This is a genomic window from Endozoicomonas sp. Z74 (assembly GCF_057680865.1).
Genome location: NZ_JBLYZI010000012.1, coordinates 1 through 18,686, shown reverse-complemented (window position 1 = coordinate 18,686; position 18,686 = coordinate 1). Strand labels below are relative to the sequence as shown.

Sequence of the window (18,686 nt, the reverse complement as noted above, 5' to 3'; positions counted from 1 at the left end):
AGGGGTGTACGGTATCCTGAAAAAGCCTTAGGCAATTTTTTACGTTAATTAAAGATGTACCTCATTGTATTAAGGAGGCAATAGCAATGTTTGGATTTAAATTATGGTCAGATGTAACTGGAACAGAGAGCCCTGGTCAGGTAGCTGTACAGGCTAAATTGGGTATTGGTGCTTTTATTGCTTCAGGAAAAAGGAGACTCTGCTCATTGTGCAACAGTGTTTCTGGAGTCTTATCAGGATTGAAAAGCAGCTACTCTTTTTCAGATTGTAAGTCCATTGTGTTGAGAACGGTCTCTGAACTGAAAAATAGCGGCAGCGCTGGAGAAAAAACCGTTGATCATTATGCTAAAGATGTTGACCCAGTTGCTCTGGAAAAAGCGACAAAAGAGGCTCTCAGCGAGTCAGTGGACGATGCTAATGACTTAACCAAAGAAGACCTCGTTGAGTTTAAGGAGAAATTGACAGAAGAGATGGTCAGTGAAGATCTGGACGATGAGTCTGACTATTCTGATGCCTTATCACCAGAAGAGCTGGCTGCTGATCTGCAAAAAAACGTTGCTGATGTCACTGGAGAAAAGACAGTTCCTGAAATGAAACGAGCCGATTCGGGCTATGATACCCAGGAAGATATCGGGATTGTTGATGAGGAAGAGCCTCAAGTCAAAAAGCCCAGGAAAAAGAAAAAAAATCGTACAAGTAAAGCTCGCAGGATGGATGTTGTTAGCCCGCAGAAAAGCCCGGAAAAGAAGCAATCTCTATTGGTTGGTAGTTTCCCTCTACTGGATGGTGTTGCTGCCCTGAACCGGCAGTATAGAGAGCAATCTGTGTGTGCTTATCAATGGCAGCCTTTGCCTTCTTTTGTGGGCCAGGGCGTGTTTCCAGGTTCTTGAGAAAACAGCCACCCAGTGTAGGTGGCTGTAGGTTTTAAGGTTTGCTCTTTTCTTGGTTTACAAGCCGCTATTGGTGCTGAAATTGATCAGGAAAAGTCTTTAATAAGGCTTTTCATGTAGTCAATAACGAAAACCTGGCAATCTGTTGCTGTTTCCGGGAGAAAGTCCTGCTGATGCTGGTCCGTGTTGGATAGAATACGAATTCCAACAAAGGGAATGTTGTAAGCTTCAGCAACCAGGGCCGAAGAAGAGGTTTCCATTTCTTCTACAGAGGTTCCGTAAGTGGAATGGAGCCAGTTAATGCGGTCAATTTCACGATTCCACTCGTCGGCAGTACCAATAATCCCTTTGACGACTTTCCCTTTTTTATACTGTTTGCCCTGATGGAAGGCTTTTTCAACCAGCGTTTCATTTCCGGCAAAACCAGAATGTTCAACCAGCTCTCCATTTTCCCTGAGGCGCATGGAAACCGTCAGGTTGTCCCAGCGGGTTGGGTGAATGCCCTTGTTTTTGTCCGTATAATCGACTTTATAGGCGCCCATATTGAAGCTTTTTTCACCAATAACAATATCACCCCGATAGAGTTTTGGGTCATGCCCGCCAGCAGTACCCTGATTGATGATCAGGCGGGGGTTGAATTTTTCCACCGCCAGAGTAGTGGAGGCAGCGGCGTTGGCAATGCCAACCTCGGTACGGGAAACCACCACCGGGTAATCGTTGATGGAGCCCTGCCAGAAGGTCCATGAACCGATGGTGACTTTCTCCGGGTGATCCAGGGCATTGATGAGGGTGGTGGTTTCAATATCCATAGCGCCCTGAACAAGAATAGGGCGGCTGTCAGCAAATAACAGCGAAGAAAAGATCAGGCTGAAATAGAAAGCCAGGTGTTTAAAAAAAGACATTATTGATTCCATAAGATAAATGATCAGCGACCCTGTCCTTAATCAAACATTAAAGGCAATTCCCTGTTCCTGAATTGGCTTTTATTGATTAAAGGTCTGGTGGTCGAGCAGGATGATACCCAATTTATTTCAGATCACAAGTTGACCTTCTGGAATTGATTTTTCTTTTTATTCGGTGGTGTTTGCTGTTGTTTGATGACGGCTTGTGACGTCTGGTTTGTTATCCGGATACCGGTCTGGCGTTACAAACACCCGGGTGGTAAAGACCAGGTCCTGGAAGGGAGCATTGCCATAGCGCACTTCAACAAAGGACGCCTGCCAGCCTTTCTCGGGGGGGAATAATTCAACATGGGCCTTGCACGTCTGTCGGCACTTGAAAGTGATTGGAGAGTCCACATAGTGGGACACTCCTGGGTTATCAGCGGTTTTTCGAAAATCTCTGGCAAGGGAGTTGGTTGCCTGCCAGAGACGGGCTGATTTGGGGGGGAGTGAGCTCTGGATGGAAAGGCGTTGTTGATGTTCCTGCCATTCAAGGATGGGCATAGGTCGGCCTTCGAGGAAGGCCCCATAAAAAGACTCTACAGTATCGCTGACAAGTCGGGGGTCTTCACGAACAATGTAGTGGTCATGGTTTGGAAGAACCCTGATCCATTTATCCCCTGGCAGCCGTGGGAAAAATACTTTGTTACTGTCCGGAGGGATAAAGTTGTCGCCTGATGCGGTAATCATATACTTGGGAAGTGACAGCATATGCCGGTACTGGAAAGGGTCTACCATGGCAAGCAGTTGAGTCATGGGAGGGGTACCGATTAACGGCTTAAGGGGCATATAGGCGGCGATGGCCGGGTTGCCTCCGGGGTAAACCCTGAACAGGTGATCCATCATCTCTGGCAGATTCACGAAGTCGGCTGCCATAGGAGCCGCGGCGGTCACCCGTGGGTCCATGGCAGCTACCAGAAAGGTGGTCCAGCCTCGTTTGGAACCTCCACTGACAACAAAATGGTTCAGCCTGATTTTTTGCCGTTTGAGGACCTCCTGGCTGGCATTCATTGCCTGGATTACCGCCTTGACCATGGGCAGGCGAAGGGGCCAGCGGTAGTTTTTCGTCGGATCCTGCATAAAGCGTTTCCAGGTATAGGCCACCAACCGGTCTTCTCTTAAAGGGCCAGATCCCGGGAATTCAAGGTACTGGTTGGGGACATCTTTTAAATCAATAACGATCGAGTGGGTATTGCCTGCGATTCTGGCAAACTCCAGGTCGTCGTGTTTCGGGGGCTGGGGGGCTGTTTTATGTGGGTGAGCAATGCCGTTATTGATGTACAGAAGTGCGGTGTCGGATGCGAGTTTCTCTGGCTGGTAAAGGGTTAGCCGGTGTTTCCAGACCGGAAAGTTGACCGAACTTTCCGGCTCCGGCTGCCAGTGCAGAGAGGTCAGCTGAATCCGGGTACGGGTGACCCTGACCTGACCACTGTCGGTTTTCACCCGTTCTGAGGCGGTTTCTTCAATAGTCCAGCTAAAATCAGGCTCCTGTTCTTGAAGAAAGCAGGGCAATACCTGGTGCATGTGGTTTGCAAGCCATTCTGGCGAACACTGGGCAGGTGGTTCTCTCAGGGCTCCAGCTGAGCTGTGACTGGCAAAGACAAGCATCAGAGAGGAGGTGATCAGCCAGAGTTTGAGGGTTTGCATGGGTATGTTCTATCAATCGGAACTGTTATTAAGAGAAAGCTATAAAGAAAATAGACCAGGATGGGTACAAGGTAGTGCAAACGGTTTTTCTTTTTAAGTCTTTTCGAGGATATCGTACCATCTAAGCTCTTTTTGTCGGCAGTCAGGACAGGTCATTGCTATGTCGCGATATTTTACCAGTGACAACGCTTCAGGGGTTTGCCCAGAGGTGATGGTTGCGCTTGCTGAAGCCAATGTGGGTCATTGTACGCCTTATGGCAATGATGAGCTGACGTGGGAAGCTAAGGAGATGATTCGCAGAGCTCTGGGGCGGGATCCCCAGGTTTATTTTGTGTTCAATGGCACTGCGGCGAATACCCTCGCTGCCAAGGCTGTGCTCAGGAGTATTGACAGTATTATCTGCCCGGATTCGGCCCATATTGTCGTCAATGAGGTGGGAGCGCCCACTTCTGCCACAGGCTGTAAAATGATTACCTTACCCGCCTCTGATGGCAAAGTGACTCCGGAACAGATTCGCAGGGCTCATGGGGATGAAAGCTGGTGGGGAATGCATGCTACCCGGCCAAGGCTGGTCAGTATCTCCCAGTCCACCGAGTGGGGAACGGTTTATACCCTTGAAGAACTGTCGGCCATCAAAGGGGTTTGCCAGGAGCTGGGAATGTGGCTCCATGTGGATGGGTGCCGGCTCTATAACGCGGCGGCTGCCCTGGACTGCTCCCTGGCGGACCTGTGTCAGCATGTGGATATTCTTTCCCTGGGAGGCACCAAAAATGGCCTGATGTTTGGTGAGGCGGTGGTCTTTTTTGACCCTCAGGCTGCGGACGGCTTTCTTCATGTCAGAAAACAGGGGCTGCAATTGAATTCCAAAATGCGTTTTGTTGCTGCCCAGTTCAAAGCGTTGTTTACGGATCAGCTCTGGAAGAAAAACGCAGCCCATGCCAACCGCATGGCGAAGCTGCTTGCCGAAGGTCTGGAGCCCTGTGAGGGCATTGCGTTGAGCTGCCCGGTTCAGACCAACCAAATCTTCCTTTCAATGCCCGGGCCGCTGGCAGAAGCCCTTCGCAAAGTGGCCGACTTTTACCCCAATGGCCCATTGCCACAGAGCTATCGAATGGTGACCTCCTTTGACACCACGGAAGAGGATGTTGAGCGGTTTGTGCAACAGGCACAGGCTTTGTGTCAGCAGAAACGTGGCTGATAGAGGCGCTATACCGGCTCCTGTTGAGACTGCTCCAGCCAGCGGGTAAACCTGCCAGGGAACTGATCTGTTCAATGTCAGCGGATTCAAGATCCAGCTCACTGCCCAGCTGCATCTCAATGGTGACGATCAGCTCCATAAAGTCGGCAGACTGGATGTAATGCATCAGCAGGCTCTCTTCACTGAGCCCGCTGGTATCAACCCCTTTTTCCCTTAAAAACTGAAGTACCCGTTCATCCATTATTCAGTACCTTTGTTTGCGTTATATGCTGCAAAGTCCGGATATCCACTTTGCCGTTATTGTTGAGGGGGAGGCTGTCCCGCCAGAAGACGTTTGAGGGCACCATATAAGGAGGAAGTCGCTCTTTGCAATGATGTTTGACGGTTGCGGAATCTCCCGGAGCGCCTGAAAGCCATGCTACCAGTCCGGAGGCATTGTTGTCCTGATCCAGGGGCCAGGGTATGACGGCCACCCAGTCACAGCCCGCCTGCTCACGAATGACGGTCTCCACCTCTTCAAGTTCAATGCGGTAACCATTGATCTTGACCTGAAAATCGCTTCGCCCTTTAAACAGAATGCCCTGTTGAGGGCAACGGGAACCCAGGTCCCCGGTTCTGTACCACCTTTTTGACCGATATCCTTTGAACTGGGCAGAAACAAAAGCCTGTGCTGTTAATGAAGGATTTTCCCAGTACCCTTCGGTGACCTGTGAACCTCCTAGCCATATTTCACCCTCGTCGCTGAGTTGCCGGTCCTCATTCACCAGAATCATCTCCTGTCTGGGAAAAGCGAAACCAACTGGGGCATTGCCCTGTTGCGCAGAGGTGTTGGTCAGTTCCCAGGAGGCGATGGCTACCGTTGTTTCAGTGGGGCCATACAGGTTGATCACCTGGCTTTCCGGTGCCGCTTTCTGCCAGTCAAGGGCCATTGCCATGGGTAGGGCTTCACCACAGAAAAAACTGTAGCGAAGGCTGGGGAAAGCATCCGGTTGCATCTGCCGGAAGCGGCGAATGTATCCCAGCAGCGAGGGTACGGAGACCCAGCAGGTCAGGGCATGGGTCTGGATAAACCGGGCCGGGCAGAGCATGCTCGCCTCTGGCACACAGTACAGGCTGGCCCCGGAAGACCAGGAGAGGTAGAGGTCATGGACGGATAAATCAAAGGTCAGATCACTGACCTGACTGAAACGGTCCTGGGGGCTGAAGTCATAATGGCTTTGGAAATGGCCAATATAGGCCCTCAAGTTGTCATGGGTAACGGCGACGCCTTTGGGAACACCGGTGCTTCCCGAGGTAAACAGGAGGTAGGCATAAGGGCTGCAACGCTCTGGTTCCTGCCACTGGTGGCTGGATGGGAGTTCGTTTTTGCTGAAGAAGTGATGATCCTGGGTCTTGCACCACTGGGGCAGCTCTTCATGTTCCGGCATAAGGACGGTTAACCGCTGGGAAGACTTTGACAGAATGTTCCGGGCTGCCTCTTCACAGCGCTGGTCGACAATGATCACCGGGCACTGGCCGTTCTGAAGAATGTTCAGGTTGCGTTCAACAGGAAATCTTGGATTCAGCGGGACGTAACAGGCACCGGCCAGAAGGGCTCCCCACAGACTTCCATAGGCGACGGTGCTTCGATAGGCCAGGATGGCACAGTTGACGGGGGACGTGAATTCAGACTGAAGCCCGGCGGCAATGGTCTTTCCCAGGGAGAGTAACTGCTCATAATTGAGCTGTTGTCCTTCGGCCCATAGAGCGGGTTGGTCGGGAAACCGCTGAGCCGATAACAGGAACGATTGTACGACGCTCTTTTTAAATGAACTGTGGGTTTTAAGAGGCGTGGGGACTTTATAGGCCGTTTGGGGTTTGGATGAGGCGAGAGTGCTGGAAGCCTCTTTCGATACCTCTTTTGACATCGCTCTTAACATACGGTTACACCTGTATTCCTTTACTGGCATTCTCGCAGTATAAGCGATTAAGATGACGGGATACTATCCCGTACCCTTTCCCCTGGAGTTTTGAGTTTGATTGGATCTCAGCCTTTGGAACCGAAGATGGAACCAAAAACATCCAGGCCAGCTGTAAAGCAGCCAGGTTTTGCTCACGCTTTTCTGACTTTGGCGGCCATTATTCTGGTGATCAGTACCGGCCTGTTTGTTCTGGAAACCAGTCTCCACAGCCTGATTCTGGTCTCACTGCTGATTGCCTCAATCAGTGCCTGGGGGCTGGGTCATGATTTTCGGTCTATTCGTGATGCCATGAATTCCGGAATTCAGGGGGCTCTACCGGCCATCTATATTTTTATCCTTATTGGCGTATTGATCGCGGCCTTTATCGAGAGTGGAACGCTGGCCACCCTGATCTATTTTGGTATCGAATTTATCAGCCCGGCGGTTTTTCTTCCGGCGGGACTGATACTGTGCAGCCTGATGTCGGTTGCTACCGGAACCAGTTGGGGAACCGTGGGGACTATTGGTGTGGTCCTGATGGGAATTGGCAGTGCCATGGGGATCCCAGAACCCCTGGTGGCGGGCATGGTCATTTCCGGAGCCTGCTTCGGGGATAAAATGTCGCCTGTGTCCGATACCACCAACCTGGCGTCAATGGCTTCCAGGGTGGACCTTTATGACCACATCAAAAGCATGTTTTACAGTACGGGTCCGGCTTATCTGGTGGCACTGATTATTTTTTCCCTGACCGGGCTGGGCTACTCGGGTCATCAGTTGCCAGTAGAACAATTATCAGCAATGAAGACGGCCCTGTCTGAGACATTTGTAATCAATACCTTTGCTTTGTTTCCCCTGCTGGTGATGCTACTGCTCAGTATGGCCAGGGTGGCCGCGGAACCCAGTATGATGGCAGCCACTGTGGTGGCAGTGATTCTTGCGGTGTTTATGCAGGGGCAGGAGATGACCAGTGTGTTGAACAGTCTGTTCAGCGGGGGCAGTGTCAGAACAGGGCTTGAGAGCATTGACCAGTTGCTGGGCAGAGGTGGAATCACTTCTATGATGTGGACTCTGTCTCTGTCCCTGATGGCCCTGGCTCTGGGAGGCATTCTGGAGCGCTGCCAGTTTCTCCGGGTGCTGATTACCACGGTGCTCCGTCGGGTTCGTCGTACCGCCAGCCTGGTCACCAGTACCATTGTCGCCTGCTTTGCCGGTAACCTCACCATGGGGGAGGCATATATGTCCATTATTCTGGGAGGGCAGCTGTTTGGTGATGCTTATGACCGTCAGGGTGTTGACCGCAGAGTCATGTCCCGCTCCCTGGAAGAAGGCGCTACTCTGACCACTGCCTTGATTCCCTGGACGACAGCAGGCGCTTTTTTTGCTTCGACCCTCGGGGTGGCGGTTCTGGATTATGCTCCCTGGGCGCTGGTGAACTGGATCAGTCCTCTGTTTTCCATTCTGCTGGTGAGCCTTGGCTTTGGGCTTTTTGATTCAAAGGCTCACGATGAAGAGGTTCGTTCTGTGGTCTAACTTATAGGTGGTGATCATTCTTTAGCCATTAAAAATAGTTTGCGCTCCCGTTTATTATTGAGGATGACGCAAACTTCTTTTCGGATTTTGATCAAATTTTAAAAGTTGAGTCTTTAAGATCTTTCAAGGCACGTAACCGTTTTGTATGTTCGACCAGGTTCTTGTCTTTTTTGAATTGATCAAATGACGAAATGGCGGAGTTGGCCAGAGCCTGGGCAATTTCATCTCTGGAAGCGGTTTCGCTCAATTTCAGTTTATTCAGTTCCGCCTTAATGTTGTTTGAGATTGTGTTTTCTGTGTAATGAGGTGAGGTATCCCCCTGGTTTCTGATGGCATGCCTGTTGTAGGCAGCAATGATATTATTGGAGTCATCAGAAACATTCCTGGACGTTTTGGGTTTGGTCGCACTCTCAAGCAGTTTCTCAAGAGTCATCTTCTTCACATCGGCAGTGTTGTAAATGGAAGAAACTCCCAGCAACTCTTTGTCTTTTCTCTCCAGTTCTTTGTCAATGCGTGTTCTTTGGGCAGGCGCCTCTGGTTTTTTGACTTTGGGTTTTGTTACAGGGGGAGGCGTTTTTTGTACAGACGTTTTCTTGCCTGTGGCTTTGCTGGTAGTGGTGGGTGTGGCCTTTCTCGCCCTGCTTGCTGCGGTATCTTGCCCATAACCACTGGATTTAACTTGCTTGTTTGGCTTACTGGCAGTAGTAGCTTTCTTTTCTGTGGCTTCGCTGGTCGGGGTTGATGCTGACTTTTTGGATTTGCCTGTAGTGGTTTGCTGTCCATAACCGCTGGATTTAACTTGCCTGTTTGGCGTACTGGCAGTCGTGGTTTTCTTTTTGGTGCCCTGGCTGGTCGGGGTTGGTGTAGACTTTTTGGATTTGCTTGCAGTGGTTTGCTGTCCATAACCGCTGGATTTAACTTGCCTGTTTGGCGTACTGGCAGTCGTGGTTTTCTTTTTGGTGCCCTGGCGAGTCGGGGTTGATGCAGACTTTTTGGATTTGCCTGTAGTGGTTTGCTGCCCATAACCGCTGGATTTAACTTGCCTGTTTGGCGTACTGGCAGTCGTGGTTTTCTTTTCGGTGCCCAGGCTGGTCGGGGTTGATGCAGACTTTTTGGATTTGCTTGCAGTGGTTTGCTGCCCATAACCACTGGCCGGGACGTGATTAAACGGGTCTCTGGCATTGGCCTTATTCTTTTGGGGAGGCTGCCCGGATTCCATGACAGGGGGTTCTGACTCAGCCTGTACCCTGCCTCTTGTTTCCTGTTCATCAGTGCCAGCCTGTAAATCTGGATTTTGACCGTCTGTTTCTACCTGGTCTTCACCAGAGGTAGAAGGTTGCCTGCCAACCTGTTCTCCTGTTCCTTTGTTTTCAGTGGCACTGGATGCTTTCCCTGTTAGTGACGCGTCATCCGTCTGTTCACCGCTTTCCTGTTGGTCCTGGCTGTCCTGCTCCTGCTGGTCTTTGTCTTTATCCTGTGAGCCACCGCCACTGTTATCTCTGTTGCCGCTTTCCCCATCGTCTTTACCACCATCACTCTCTCTTGACTGGCTGACTCCTTCTTCATCAGCCTCACCTGCTCCAGGCTCTAATGAAGTAAGCACTTCCGTTTCATCGCTTCCTCCGGCTGATGAGGGGGATATTTCCTGGACGTCCGGCTCTGTATTGGTGGATTCCCTGTTCTCTAATGCATCTTCATCTTCAAAGTCATCCTCGTCATCATCTTTCAAACCAGGCTCTCTGACTTCAAAGTCTTCTGCCTGCATGGGGGTTCCAGCCCTTTGATCTTCAGTGATCAGTTCGTCATCGAAGTCCATAAAGTCCGGGAACTCGGTGTCTGACACAACGGATAGGTCATCTCTTGTCTCTTCCTGCTCTCTTTGAATGGGGCGCTGTTCCTCCAGGTCAACTTGCCTGTCGGCAGTGCCAGAGGCTGTCTCGTTATCAGTCTCAACCTGGGTTTGAAAAGAAGATGCAGGACCTTTTTGACCATCAGTCTTCACCCCTCCTGCGGTGCCTTCTGAACCGGGTGAAGTTTGGCCTCCCTCTTTTCTCCTGGCTTCTTTAACGGTGAAATCATGGCCTTCACCATCGGTGTGAGCCTGAAACAGTTCGGAGTCCTCTGAGAGGTTACTGCGTGTCTCCCAGTCTTCCATGTCATCAAGATCATCAAACGCTTTTCTGTCGGCTCCAGTTAGCTGCCCACCTTCGTCATTGATTCCTTCCTGGTGGTGATCGTCTCCACTTCCAATACCTGAGTCTGAGTCTTCCTGATCAACCCCTTTTGCCTCATCCAGGATGGCCTCCTGAACATCTTCACTAAACAGCTGAGAGAGCACATCATCATCGTCTTCGTCAAAGATGTCTGCATGTTGAGATGGCCTGGGTCCAGCAGGTTCTCTTGCGAACGGGCCCTTGTGGTCCTCAGGTACCTTGTTTTCGCTCCTGACCGCGTCAGGCCCTCCCATAGGTAAATCTCCAGGGTCGGGTGGAACAATGTTTTTCACCCAATCCTCAATGTGTGATTTTTTTGCTTCTGACAGGAATGAGCCGGGAGCGTGCTGAGGCGATTGGGGGCGTTCTATGTCATGATCTGATCGGGAAGAGCCGCCATAACCACTGTCGGAACGACTGAAACGCTTGTGTATCGCAGGATTGTCTGCTCGGTTTGGAGCATTTTGAATCCATGTTTTATATTTATCCACCAGTTGCTCTGGGGATTCGTGGAAGCACTCCGCGGCCCAGTCCATTCCTTTGCAGGCCAGATAATTCGCTTCTTCGAGGGTGTATCCTTTACCAGTGAGCGTATCCAGCTGGCTATCTTTGAGCTTTTCCAGCTCCGCATTAACGTTTAAAGTGACTAATAATTCCTGCTCTTTTCCTCCTTTTACTGGGGCTGCTTCCAGGGATAGTGCTGTGAACTGGCCATATTTCAGGGAAAGCTGAAGGGTTTGATAGCGTTGGCTGTTTTCTGTGCTGTTATCCAGTTTTTCTATTTTACGCTCTTGCAGGTTTTTCAGTGTTTGAGGTTTTCCCATGGTGTCACGGATCGTGATACTGGGGGTGTCATTAATGGGTATGATGACTCGTGATACTTTTTCACCAGGAAGTGCAGTCACTTTTCGATTGAGGAATGTGCCAAGGGTTTGTGCTTTGTTGCCGGTGACGCCAGACAATGAGAAAGAGGCTTTATGAGAACCGTTGTTTTGTATTGGGGTACCGTCCATGCTCATTTTATTGGATCCATCCAGTTGTCTGGTTAACGGGAAAGAGATGCTTTCAAATCAGGATTTATCGAGATTCATCGCTGTTTTTACTGAGTAATCTGCATTACTTTCAGCTTATCATCTGAAACTGTAGGTAAAAGAAAGGCGGGAGATTATTGCGATGGAGGGCACTCAGGGTTGTATGAGTGTCAATTTGCGGACATCCTTTTTGCTGAAGATATAGAGATTGTCTTCCGTGACAAAATTACCGCAGAAACCGGCTGCTGTTTTACCGGTTGAATATTCTGATGCCTCCACGGTATCTGTGCCAGGTGAAGCGTTCTGTACTGAACCACCCAACCAGGGAGCGATCTTGTTCGCACCTTCCTTAAAGCCAGTCCGTCAGCATAACGCCCAGGCTCAGGCGGTTTGCACTGTCATTGTAATCAATCAGGCTTTCTCCATACCCGTTGAAGTACTGGATGTACCCCCGGAAGCGCTGATTGATGGGGAAAGACCAGTCCAGTTGCACTGCGCCCCTGTTGTCACTGCCAAGGTTATTGCGAACCATCATTCCAAGGTTGTGTTCACCAAGGCGGTAGCCAAAATGGAGTTCACCGTAACCCAGGTATTGGTGGATGTCAGGGTTGTCATCTCCCTGTGAGTCATTCTCACGGCCGGGTTCTTTTTCCGATTCCGGAATCCTCCACCAGGGTTTCAGGCTGGCAAAGAAGGCCCCTTTTGAGAAAATAAAGTTGGCATAAAGCCGGTTCCAGCTTCGGGAAAGTTGGCCACTGCGTCCGTTGGATTGATGAGAGAGGCCCAGCAGCACGGCGTTCAGCTCAAAGCCTGAGAACTGGTACTCGGAGGGAAGGGCAAGGAAAATTTCAGGCTCATGATTGGTTTCTCTGAAGGGGGCTGAATTGTCATTGTAAGCCTGCCACCAGGAGGTATTGGTATAGGCGACATAGACATCCCCGTAACCTTCAAACAGGCCCAGTACCAGGGGTGCTTTCAGACTGAGCTGAAATTTGATTTCGGTATTTGAAAGGTTATCGCTGCTGGCATACTCAAATGGATCGTGGTTTGGACTCTTATTATATGAGAGGGGAAGCAGGTAGTTTGGGCGGTGTGGTGTGATGGAGAACCGGTTGTCCATGGTTTCCCGTTCATCCTCAATTCGCTGGTCGATGGGGTTTTCGGTAGTCTGAGAGTCGGGCTCTGCCTGGCACTGGCTGCGTATCTGCCCCAGGGTCATGGTGGCTTCGCCCTGCTGAACCAGCCTGACCAGGCATTCATCATAGATTTCTGCTGCGGCCTGGCATGAGATCAGACTCAGTACAAGAAGGGGGGAGACTGAATAGAATCGTCCTGAAGGGGTGTGCATCCTGAATATCCTGGCAGGTCTGGTTTATTGTTATAGGGCAAACCATAAAGTGAATGGGGCTGGAGCTCAAGGAGAGCGGTTGAATTCTTGTGCTGCCGGAGTCATTGGAATGGTGAGTGGATGCCATAGTGCAGCGATTTGCTCCAGGCCTTTTCATGGCAAAATCACCCGTTACTCTGAAACCATTCCGAGGCAACTGGAGCTTGATATGGGCTAATCAGTGGAGTGCTGGGCTGGTGAGGCATGAAGGTGAGTTATGACCCATTTCCCCTCTTCCTGCTGGATCAGGTGTGTGGCCCTGAGGGTTTGCTCTTCAGCGATCAGTTCTTCTCCCTGTTTCCGGAAGGTGGAAAATACCCATAAGCTGGTTGATACCATCATATGCTCATCCACCACTAAAGACTCTATCCGGTAGTGGACATCCTTGATATCGAACTGACTGAACAGCTCTTCATACCATCGCTGTAACTGTTCCTGAGTGGTGATCACTCCCCCTTCGGCATTCCAGAACTGGAGGCTTTCCCCTCTGGTGTAATGGGTGAGTATATCCTTCAGACGTTTGCTGCAGTAATTCCCTGCCATTTCAGTGAATAGCTGCTCTACTACCGCTTTTCCCGCTGAATTAAGGTCTGCCATGTAGGATCCCCCTTCAAAATCCGATGCAGTCATGGATTCTGGAGTGCTCTGCCAAGGCACTGCCGGGATGGGTGCCCTGTTCCTGTAAGCTCATTTACAGTATAGGTGAAAGAGGCGCTAATCCATTGATTTGACTGGGTTCAATGACCTTCGCGCCAGGCCATGGCGGGAAGGGAAAGTAAGAGGTGGCTGCTTCTTCTGGCAGTGGTCTATTCTGCATCAGGTTACTGATCATGATCATCATTGGACCCACCTGCTTGTAATGCTATGAATAAAAACAGCCTGTTTTATTTCCCTGTCTTTTTTTTGCTGCTGGCCAGTTCACTGTTTGCTGATGCCCGGCTCGATAAGCTGCGTAATTACATTCACCATACCTACGGAGAGGAGCTAAGTCTCAATAGGGATATGCAGGAGCAACTGGTGTGGGCCATGCATGACTCCTTAGTGACCCCGGAGATGGACACCATCAGCATTCAGGAAAACGTCAATCGGGAGGTGCCCAGAGCCCTGGCACGGCTCTATTCCCTTAAGCTGTTCCGGCAGGGAGATCAGAAAAGCTATGAGCGATTGGTAGCCCCCCAGACGGACCCAAAGCAGAAACTGGGTTATGGAAGCTTTCAACAGTTATCCCGCCTGATCTCTGCTCTTGATGACCAGGCTTACGAAGTGCTTCAGGCTGCGGCGATTCTTGAGGCTGTGACGCAGTCCCCGGAAGCCCGAAAAAGGGCTGCGCTGGTTCTTGGGGGTAGCCTGCCCGTTGACAGTGTGGCCTTTCTGAGTGAAACCGCACCTGTTGCCGCCCGTATTTTTCCCCTTGCCCGTTCTGTTGTTCGCCAGTATCCATCGGCAGTCCGTCAATTTGAAACGGTTTTTCTCCCCAACAGCCACCTGCGGCATATGATGTACAACGAAGGGTCTCTGGCTATGTACAGCACGTTGAAGGATCGATCCCTTGCCGGTGAAATCAAGCAGGGGGATCTTGATCTCTGGTATTCCCACTGGGTGGTGAATATTGCCGGTTTTCGTGGCCATATCAGTCCGAAGGGGTCTCTTTATCTCAGTCAGAATACCTATCGGGCCATGACTCTGGTCAAACAGATGCTGGACAGGATGATTCATGAGCCCAAGTTTAATCCTATGGTCCACTACCTTCAGCGGCGGGGGCAGTGGCTTCATTTGAACAGCATGACCAGCCACCCCCAGGAGTTTATGGCCCTTGCCTCTCTGGCTGCGAGCTTGCGATTGTTCTCTGCAGAAGAAGGTAAACAACTTTATGCCAGTTACAAAAGTCTTCCTGAGAGCGAACAGAAGCGCTGGGTTAATAATGCTCACCAGAACTTGCAGCTTCGAAACGTGCCTGCAGCCACCTTTGCTCCGGCGGTTTATGCCAATGCCATGGAAGTGGCCGGATTGGAAGAGTGCATTCGAAAGGTTCTCCCGGTGATGATGAACGCTTTCGATGAAGAGGCAAGGCTGAGAGAAAAGGGGCAGTTGAGCCTGAGTGTTCCGCTTTCATTTCGGGAGTTGGCGCGAAAGGCCTCGGTTGCTGATATGTTGAAGGCCTATAAGCCTCCCGGGGTTGCCATTAACCCGGATGATGGTGTAGCTATGCTGAAAAAGGACCCGGCTGGATAAAATCGGTCATTCATCTTTGTAGGCAGTGGAACTGCCCCGGGGAGGCTGGATGACTTTCAAGGAGGAGATATGTTCATACAGAAGTTTGGCGCGAATCATGAAGGCAGGGACTTTATCATAGGGGATCTCCACGGCATGCATGACCTCTTGATGAAATCCCTCAATGGCGTCAATTTTAACAGAGCCGTAGACCGTTGTTTCAGCTGTGGCGACCTGATTGATCGAGGGCCTGACTCTGAGAAGTGTTTGACCCTGATCCATGAGCAATGGTTTCACTGTGTGCGTGGAAATCATGAGGATTGCCTGATCGAAGTAGCAAGGAACCCATCTTCTGCCCTGATGGCGGACTGGCTGCTCAATGGCGGACGCTGGCACTTGAATGTATCCTGCAGCCAAATGAAGCGATATGCCGATGAGCTGGATCGACTCCCTTTCATTATTGAGATTGAGAAAACCAATGGTCAGCGGGTGGCGGTGTGCCATGCTGAATACCCATTGAGCACCTGGGATCCAGAGAGAATAGAAGCGGATGCAAGCCTGACCCATGCGGTCCAGTGGTCAAGAGCAAAAGTCCAGAACCGGGACCCATCTGTGGTTTCAGGGATTGATCATATTTTCTGTGGCCACACGATTGTGGATGAGCCTGTTACCCTGGGTAATACCCATTATATTGATACCGGGGCCTTTGATTCAGGAAGGCTGATGATCATCCCCCTCTCTGACCTGGATTGACCGGTTATTTTTGCCATTTTCCGGTGCTTCAAGCGGTGATATTGGCCGTTCTTCCTGTTTATTCGTGATAGGGTTGCTGATGGGGCAATAACCAGAAGTATTGATCTGACCCACATGACAATGTGCACTTTTCAGGAAGTTTTATGCATTCTTTAACTGATATTGATTGGGATAGCTGGAAGGCTAAAGATCCGGCGACGCTTACCTTTATCATCAAGAACCGGCAGGTACTGTTGATCCGCAAAAAACGGGGACTTGGGGCCGGGAAAATCAATGCGCCCGGAGGGCGTCTTGAGGCAGGGGAAACCCTTCTGGAATGCGCGATCCGGGAAGTTCAGGAAGAGCTGTGTATTACACCGGTTGACCCGGTGTTCTGTGGCGAAAACCGCTTCCAGTTCACCGATGGTTACTCGATTCACGTGCACACCTATATTGCCCACGATTATGAGGGAACGCCCACAGAAACGGATGAAGCGATTCCTCTGTGGTTTCCCCTTGAGGGAATCCCCTACGGGGAAATGTGGGAAGACGACAGTGTCTGGATTCCTAGAATGCTGGAGGGGCGGCTGTTTGATGGCCGTTACCTGTTTGATGGCGATAAAATGCTGGACCACGAACTCCAGCTGCTGGAGTCATAGTTAGGCCGCAACAGATAAAGAAAAATAAAAAAATGCGACAGAGGGTTGGAATCGAAAAGTACGCCCCTATATACAGAGTAACGGTGGCTCAACAGGAGCATCGTTAAACCGGCTTGTTCATTGCGAAAAGCCATCATGATTTCCATATTGCTCAACTGAGGATATGATTATGCGTACTATCGATTTTGACTTCACTCCCCTGTACCGTTCTGCCATTGGTTTTGACCGTGTTGCCCATATGCTGGAGTCCATGAACAGTCACCATGGCCAGTCAGGCAAGGCCAGCGGATACCCTCCATACAATATTGAACTGCTGGAAGACAATCAGTATCGGATCACCATGGCAGTGGCCGGATTTACCGAAGAAGAACTGGATATTGAGACACGGGAAAATGTGCTCATGGTCCAGGGTAAGAAACAACCAGACACCGCTGAGCGAAAATACCTTTATCAGGGGATTGCCGAACGTGGCTTCGAGCGCCGTTTTCAATTGGCTGACTATGTCAAAGTAACGGGCGCTTCCATGGATAATGGCCTGCTCCATATTGAGCTGGAAAGAGAAATTCCGGAAGCCATGAAGCCCAGGAAAATCAATATAGGCAATGGCAAACTTCTGGAAGTAGAATCTGCCAGTTGATTTTACGGACCTTATCCTTTGGGATAATGTGCGCAAGTCAGAAGGGTGAAGGAGAGGAATCTCTTTCACCCTTTTTGCTTCAAGACGACAGGTGTCGGTGAAGAAACGCTGATGCCCGCTGATAACTGGACAGCCAGGTCTGGTGCAGCAGGAAGGAGTGGACTTCATCCGGAATAGCCATCCCCTCCACCTCCACATTGCGTTTTCGTAGCTCATCAAACAGGCTTTGTGATTCCTCAAAGTCGACATTTCGGTCATCATCGGAGTGAATCAGCAGAACCGGGCTTTGCCACTGGTCAAGATAGGCCCAGGGAGAACTCTGCAGCGCCATTTGTGACTGATGCCTGACTTCATCCAGGCTTTCGCCATCCGAAAGGGTGAACTTTCTGGACTCCCAGACGGGCTGCCTGAGCACCCTGGGAATATGATGGCAACCCACAAAATCAACCCCTGCCCTGAACAGCTCACTGTTGCGGGCCAACCCTTGAGCGGTAAGGTAGCCGCCATAGGATTTTCCCCACAACCCGATGCTTTCTTCCTTCACATCCTGCTGGTCAGCCAGCCACTCTCTGGCGGCCAGAACATCCTGATATTCACTGGCACCTTTCCAGAAATAGGGGCCAGGCTGCCGGAAAGTCTTGCCATAGCCTGAGCTGCCCCGATAGTTAAGGGCCAGTACGACAAATCCCTGATCAGCCAGATATTGACAGAACGCGTAGGCATAGGAGAGACCGTGCCAGCTGCTGAATCCCGCAAGGCTCTGGCAGAAGGGACCCCCATGGAAAGTCAGCAGCGCGGGGTGTGGTCCTGTTCCATGGGGCTTGAAAAGCTGACCGTGGAGGGGCAACCCGTCCGGGGCATTGAAACTGACTGGGTACACATCGGAAAATTGCCGGGAAACGGAGGCATATCCTGCTTGCTGGTGATGGGTTAACTGACCTCTGGCGGGGTCGAAAAAGGCGGGCGTTAGTGGCGTTGTGGGTCCTGACAGAATGAAGCCAAAGTGCTCACCGGAAGCGGAAAGGGCAGGATTAAAGCTAATGCTTTTTTCTGGCAGCAGTGGCTGGAGGTCTTCCTGTTGTCCGTTATTGAGATTCAGGCGGGCCAGGCTGAAGCCATGGTGGTTATTTTCTGTATGGGTGAAATAAAGCCACTCATGATGAGCAATGGCGGAATAACTGTGAACCAGGAATTCTCCCCGGGTCAGTGGAGTCACTGTCTTCCTGTTGATATCAGCCTGATAGATGTGGTCAAAGCCGGTTACCTCATGGCTGAAAATCAGCTGGTGGTTGTTAAGCCATGTGACAGGGCGTCCGCCTTCCTGAATGGACAGGCCATGATCCGGAGGGCACTGCCACAATGGCTGGCTGGTCAGTAGCCCGACCGGGGCCACTCTAAGCTCGAACCGGTCAGCAAACGCAGAGAACCAGAGATCCACAAAGTCGGGCTTTATGGTGGACCCCATTGTCTAGACCACAAGATCCACTTTTTAAGTTATGTTCCGACTGTTGTTGAAGTCCTCAGCCAAAGTGTATTGCCTGAGGTGTTTTATAGTTCAGTGATTGATGTAGCCTTTCAGTATTGTAGAACTGGAAGTATTTTTCCAGCCCTTGGTACAGCTCGGCTACCGTTCTGAATTCGTTTAAATAGAGCCACTCATATTTCACAGA

At 50.7% G+C, this 18,686-nt stretch carries 15 protein-coding genes; 7 read left to right on the top strand and 8 right to left on the bottom strand.

The genetic code is table 11. The annotated features are described in order from the left end of the window. Nucleotides 1–86: 86 nt before the first annotated feature. Nucleotides 87–890 (top strand): hypothetical protein, encoded by an 804-nt coding sequence (locus tag ACNRUY_RS05350; RefSeq protein ID WP_488110611.1) that lies wholly within the window; start codon nucleotides 87–89, stop codon nucleotides 888–890. An 86-nt stretch (nucleotides 891–976) separates the two neighbouring features. Here ACNRUY_RS05350 and ACNRUY_RS05345 read toward each other — a convergent pair whose 3' ends face one another. Then, on the bottom strand, nucleotides 977–1,792 hold the full coding sequence (locus ACNRUY_RS05345; protein WP_488110610.1) for a 5'-methylthioadenosine/S-adenosylhomocysteine nucleosidase: 816 nt from the start codon (nucleotides 1,790–1,792) through the stop codon (nucleotides 977–979). Between the two features lie 168 nt (nucleotides 1,793–1,960). Next, nucleotides 1,961–3,478, bottom strand: a complete 1,518-nt coding sequence (locus tag ACNRUY_RS05340) for a PhoPQ-activated protein PqaA family protein (RefSeq protein WP_488110609.1) — start codon at nucleotides 3,476–3,478, stop codon at nucleotides 1,961–1,963. Nucleotides 3,479–3,638: 160 nt separating this feature from the next. Between ACNRUY_RS05340 and ACNRUY_RS05335 the strand changes: the two genes are divergently transcribed. Beyond that, nucleotides 3,639–4,676, top strand: a complete 1,038-nt coding sequence (locus ACNRUY_RS05335) for a threonine aldolase family protein (RefSeq protein ID WP_488110608.1) — start codon at nucleotides 3,639–3,641, stop codon at nucleotides 4,674–4,676. Nucleotides 4,677–4,909: 233 nt separating this feature from the next. Here the strand turns inward: ACNRUY_RS05335 and ACNRUY_RS05330 are convergent, their stop codons facing one another. Continuing rightward, complete coding sequence (locus ACNRUY_RS05330) at nucleotides 4,910–6,595, bottom strand: AMP-binding protein (protein WP_488110607.1); 1,686 nt, start codon at nucleotides 6,593–6,595, stop codon at nucleotides 4,910–4,912. Nucleotides 6,596–6,721: 126 nt separating this feature from the next. Here ACNRUY_RS05330 and nhaC point away from each other — a divergent pair, with 126 nt between their 5' ends. Then, the gene (gene nhaC, locus ACNRUY_RS05325; RefSeq protein ID WP_488110606.1) at nucleotides 6,722–8,146 is read left to right on the top strand and encodes a Na+/H+ antiporter NhaC; all 1,425 of its coding nucleotides are present in this window, start codon (nucleotides 6,722–6,724) and stop codon (nucleotides 8,144–8,146) included. 91 nt (nucleotides 8,147–8,237) lie between these two features. On the opposite strand, the gene ACNRUY_RS05320 is transcribed toward nhaC, so the two are convergent. The 3 genes from ACNRUY_RS05320 to ACNRUY_RS05310 all read right to left on the bottom strand — a co-directional run bounded on the left by ACNRUY_RS05320 (nucleotide 8,238) and on the right by ACNRUY_RS05310 (nucleotide 13,374). Further along, entirely contained in the window at nucleotides 8,238–11,378 is a 3,141-nt protein-coding gene (locus ACNRUY_RS05320; protein ID WP_488110605.1) for a hypothetical protein, read from the bottom strand. A gap of 361 nt (nucleotides 11,379–11,739) precedes the next feature. Next, nucleotides 11,740–12,738 (bottom strand): phospholipase A, encoded by a 999-nt coding sequence (locus ACNRUY_RS05315; protein WP_488110604.1) that lies wholly within the window; start codon nucleotides 12,736–12,738, stop codon nucleotides 11,740–11,742. A gap of 213 nt (nucleotides 12,739–12,951) precedes the next feature. Continuing rightward, nucleotides 12,952–13,374, bottom strand: coding sequence for a nuclear transport factor 2 family protein (locus ACNRUY_RS05310; RefSeq protein WP_488110603.1), 423 nt, complete (start codon nucleotides 13,372–13,374; stop codon nucleotides 12,952–12,954). A gap of 267 nt (nucleotides 13,375–13,641) precedes the next feature. Between ACNRUY_RS05310 and ACNRUY_RS05305 the strand changes: the two genes are divergently transcribed. The 4 genes from ACNRUY_RS05305 (at nucleotide 13,642) to ACNRUY_RS05290 (ending at nucleotide 17,016) form a co-directional block, all read left to right on the top strand. Further along, nucleotides 13,642–15,009 carry a hypothetical protein gene (locus ACNRUY_RS05305; protein ID WP_488110602.1) on the top strand — a complete coding sequence of 456 codons (1,368 nt, stop codon included), beginning with the start codon at nucleotides 13,642–13,644 and terminating at the stop codon, nucleotides 15,007–15,009. A 69-nt stretch (nucleotides 15,010–15,078) separates the two neighbouring features. Beyond that, nucleotides 15,079–15,741, top strand: coding sequence for a metallophosphoesterase (locus ACNRUY_RS05300; protein WP_488110601.1), 663 nt, complete (start codon nucleotides 15,079–15,081; stop codon nucleotides 15,739–15,741). A gap of 143 nt (nucleotides 15,742–15,884) precedes the next feature. After that, a complete protein-coding gene (locus ACNRUY_RS05295) occupies nucleotides 15,885–16,379 on the top strand; it encodes an 8-oxo-dGTP diphosphatase (RefSeq protein ID WP_488110600.1) in 495 nt (164 codons plus the stop codon). A 169-nt stretch (nucleotides 16,380–16,548) separates the two neighbouring features. Then, nucleotides 16,549–17,016, top strand: coding sequence for an Hsp20 family protein (locus tag ACNRUY_RS05290; protein ID WP_488110599.1), 468 nt, complete (start codon nucleotides 16,549–16,551; stop codon nucleotides 17,014–17,016). A 79-nt stretch (nucleotides 17,017–17,095) separates the two neighbouring features. Here the strand turns inward: ACNRUY_RS05290 and ACNRUY_RS05285 are convergent, their stop codons facing one another. Then, on the bottom strand, nucleotides 17,096–18,481 hold the full coding sequence (locus ACNRUY_RS05285) for an alpha/beta hydrolase family protein (RefSeq protein WP_488110598.1): 1,386 nt from the start codon (nucleotides 18,479–18,481) through the stop codon (nucleotides 17,096–17,098). Between the two features lie 55 nt (nucleotides 18,482–18,536). Next, the gene (locus ACNRUY_RS05280; RefSeq protein ID WP_488110674.1) at nucleotides 18,537–18,683 is read right to left on the bottom strand and encodes an integrase core domain-containing protein; all 147 of its coding nucleotides are present in this window, start codon (nucleotides 18,681–18,683) and stop codon (nucleotides 18,537–18,539) included. Nucleotides 18,684–18,686 lie beyond the last annotated feature (3 nt).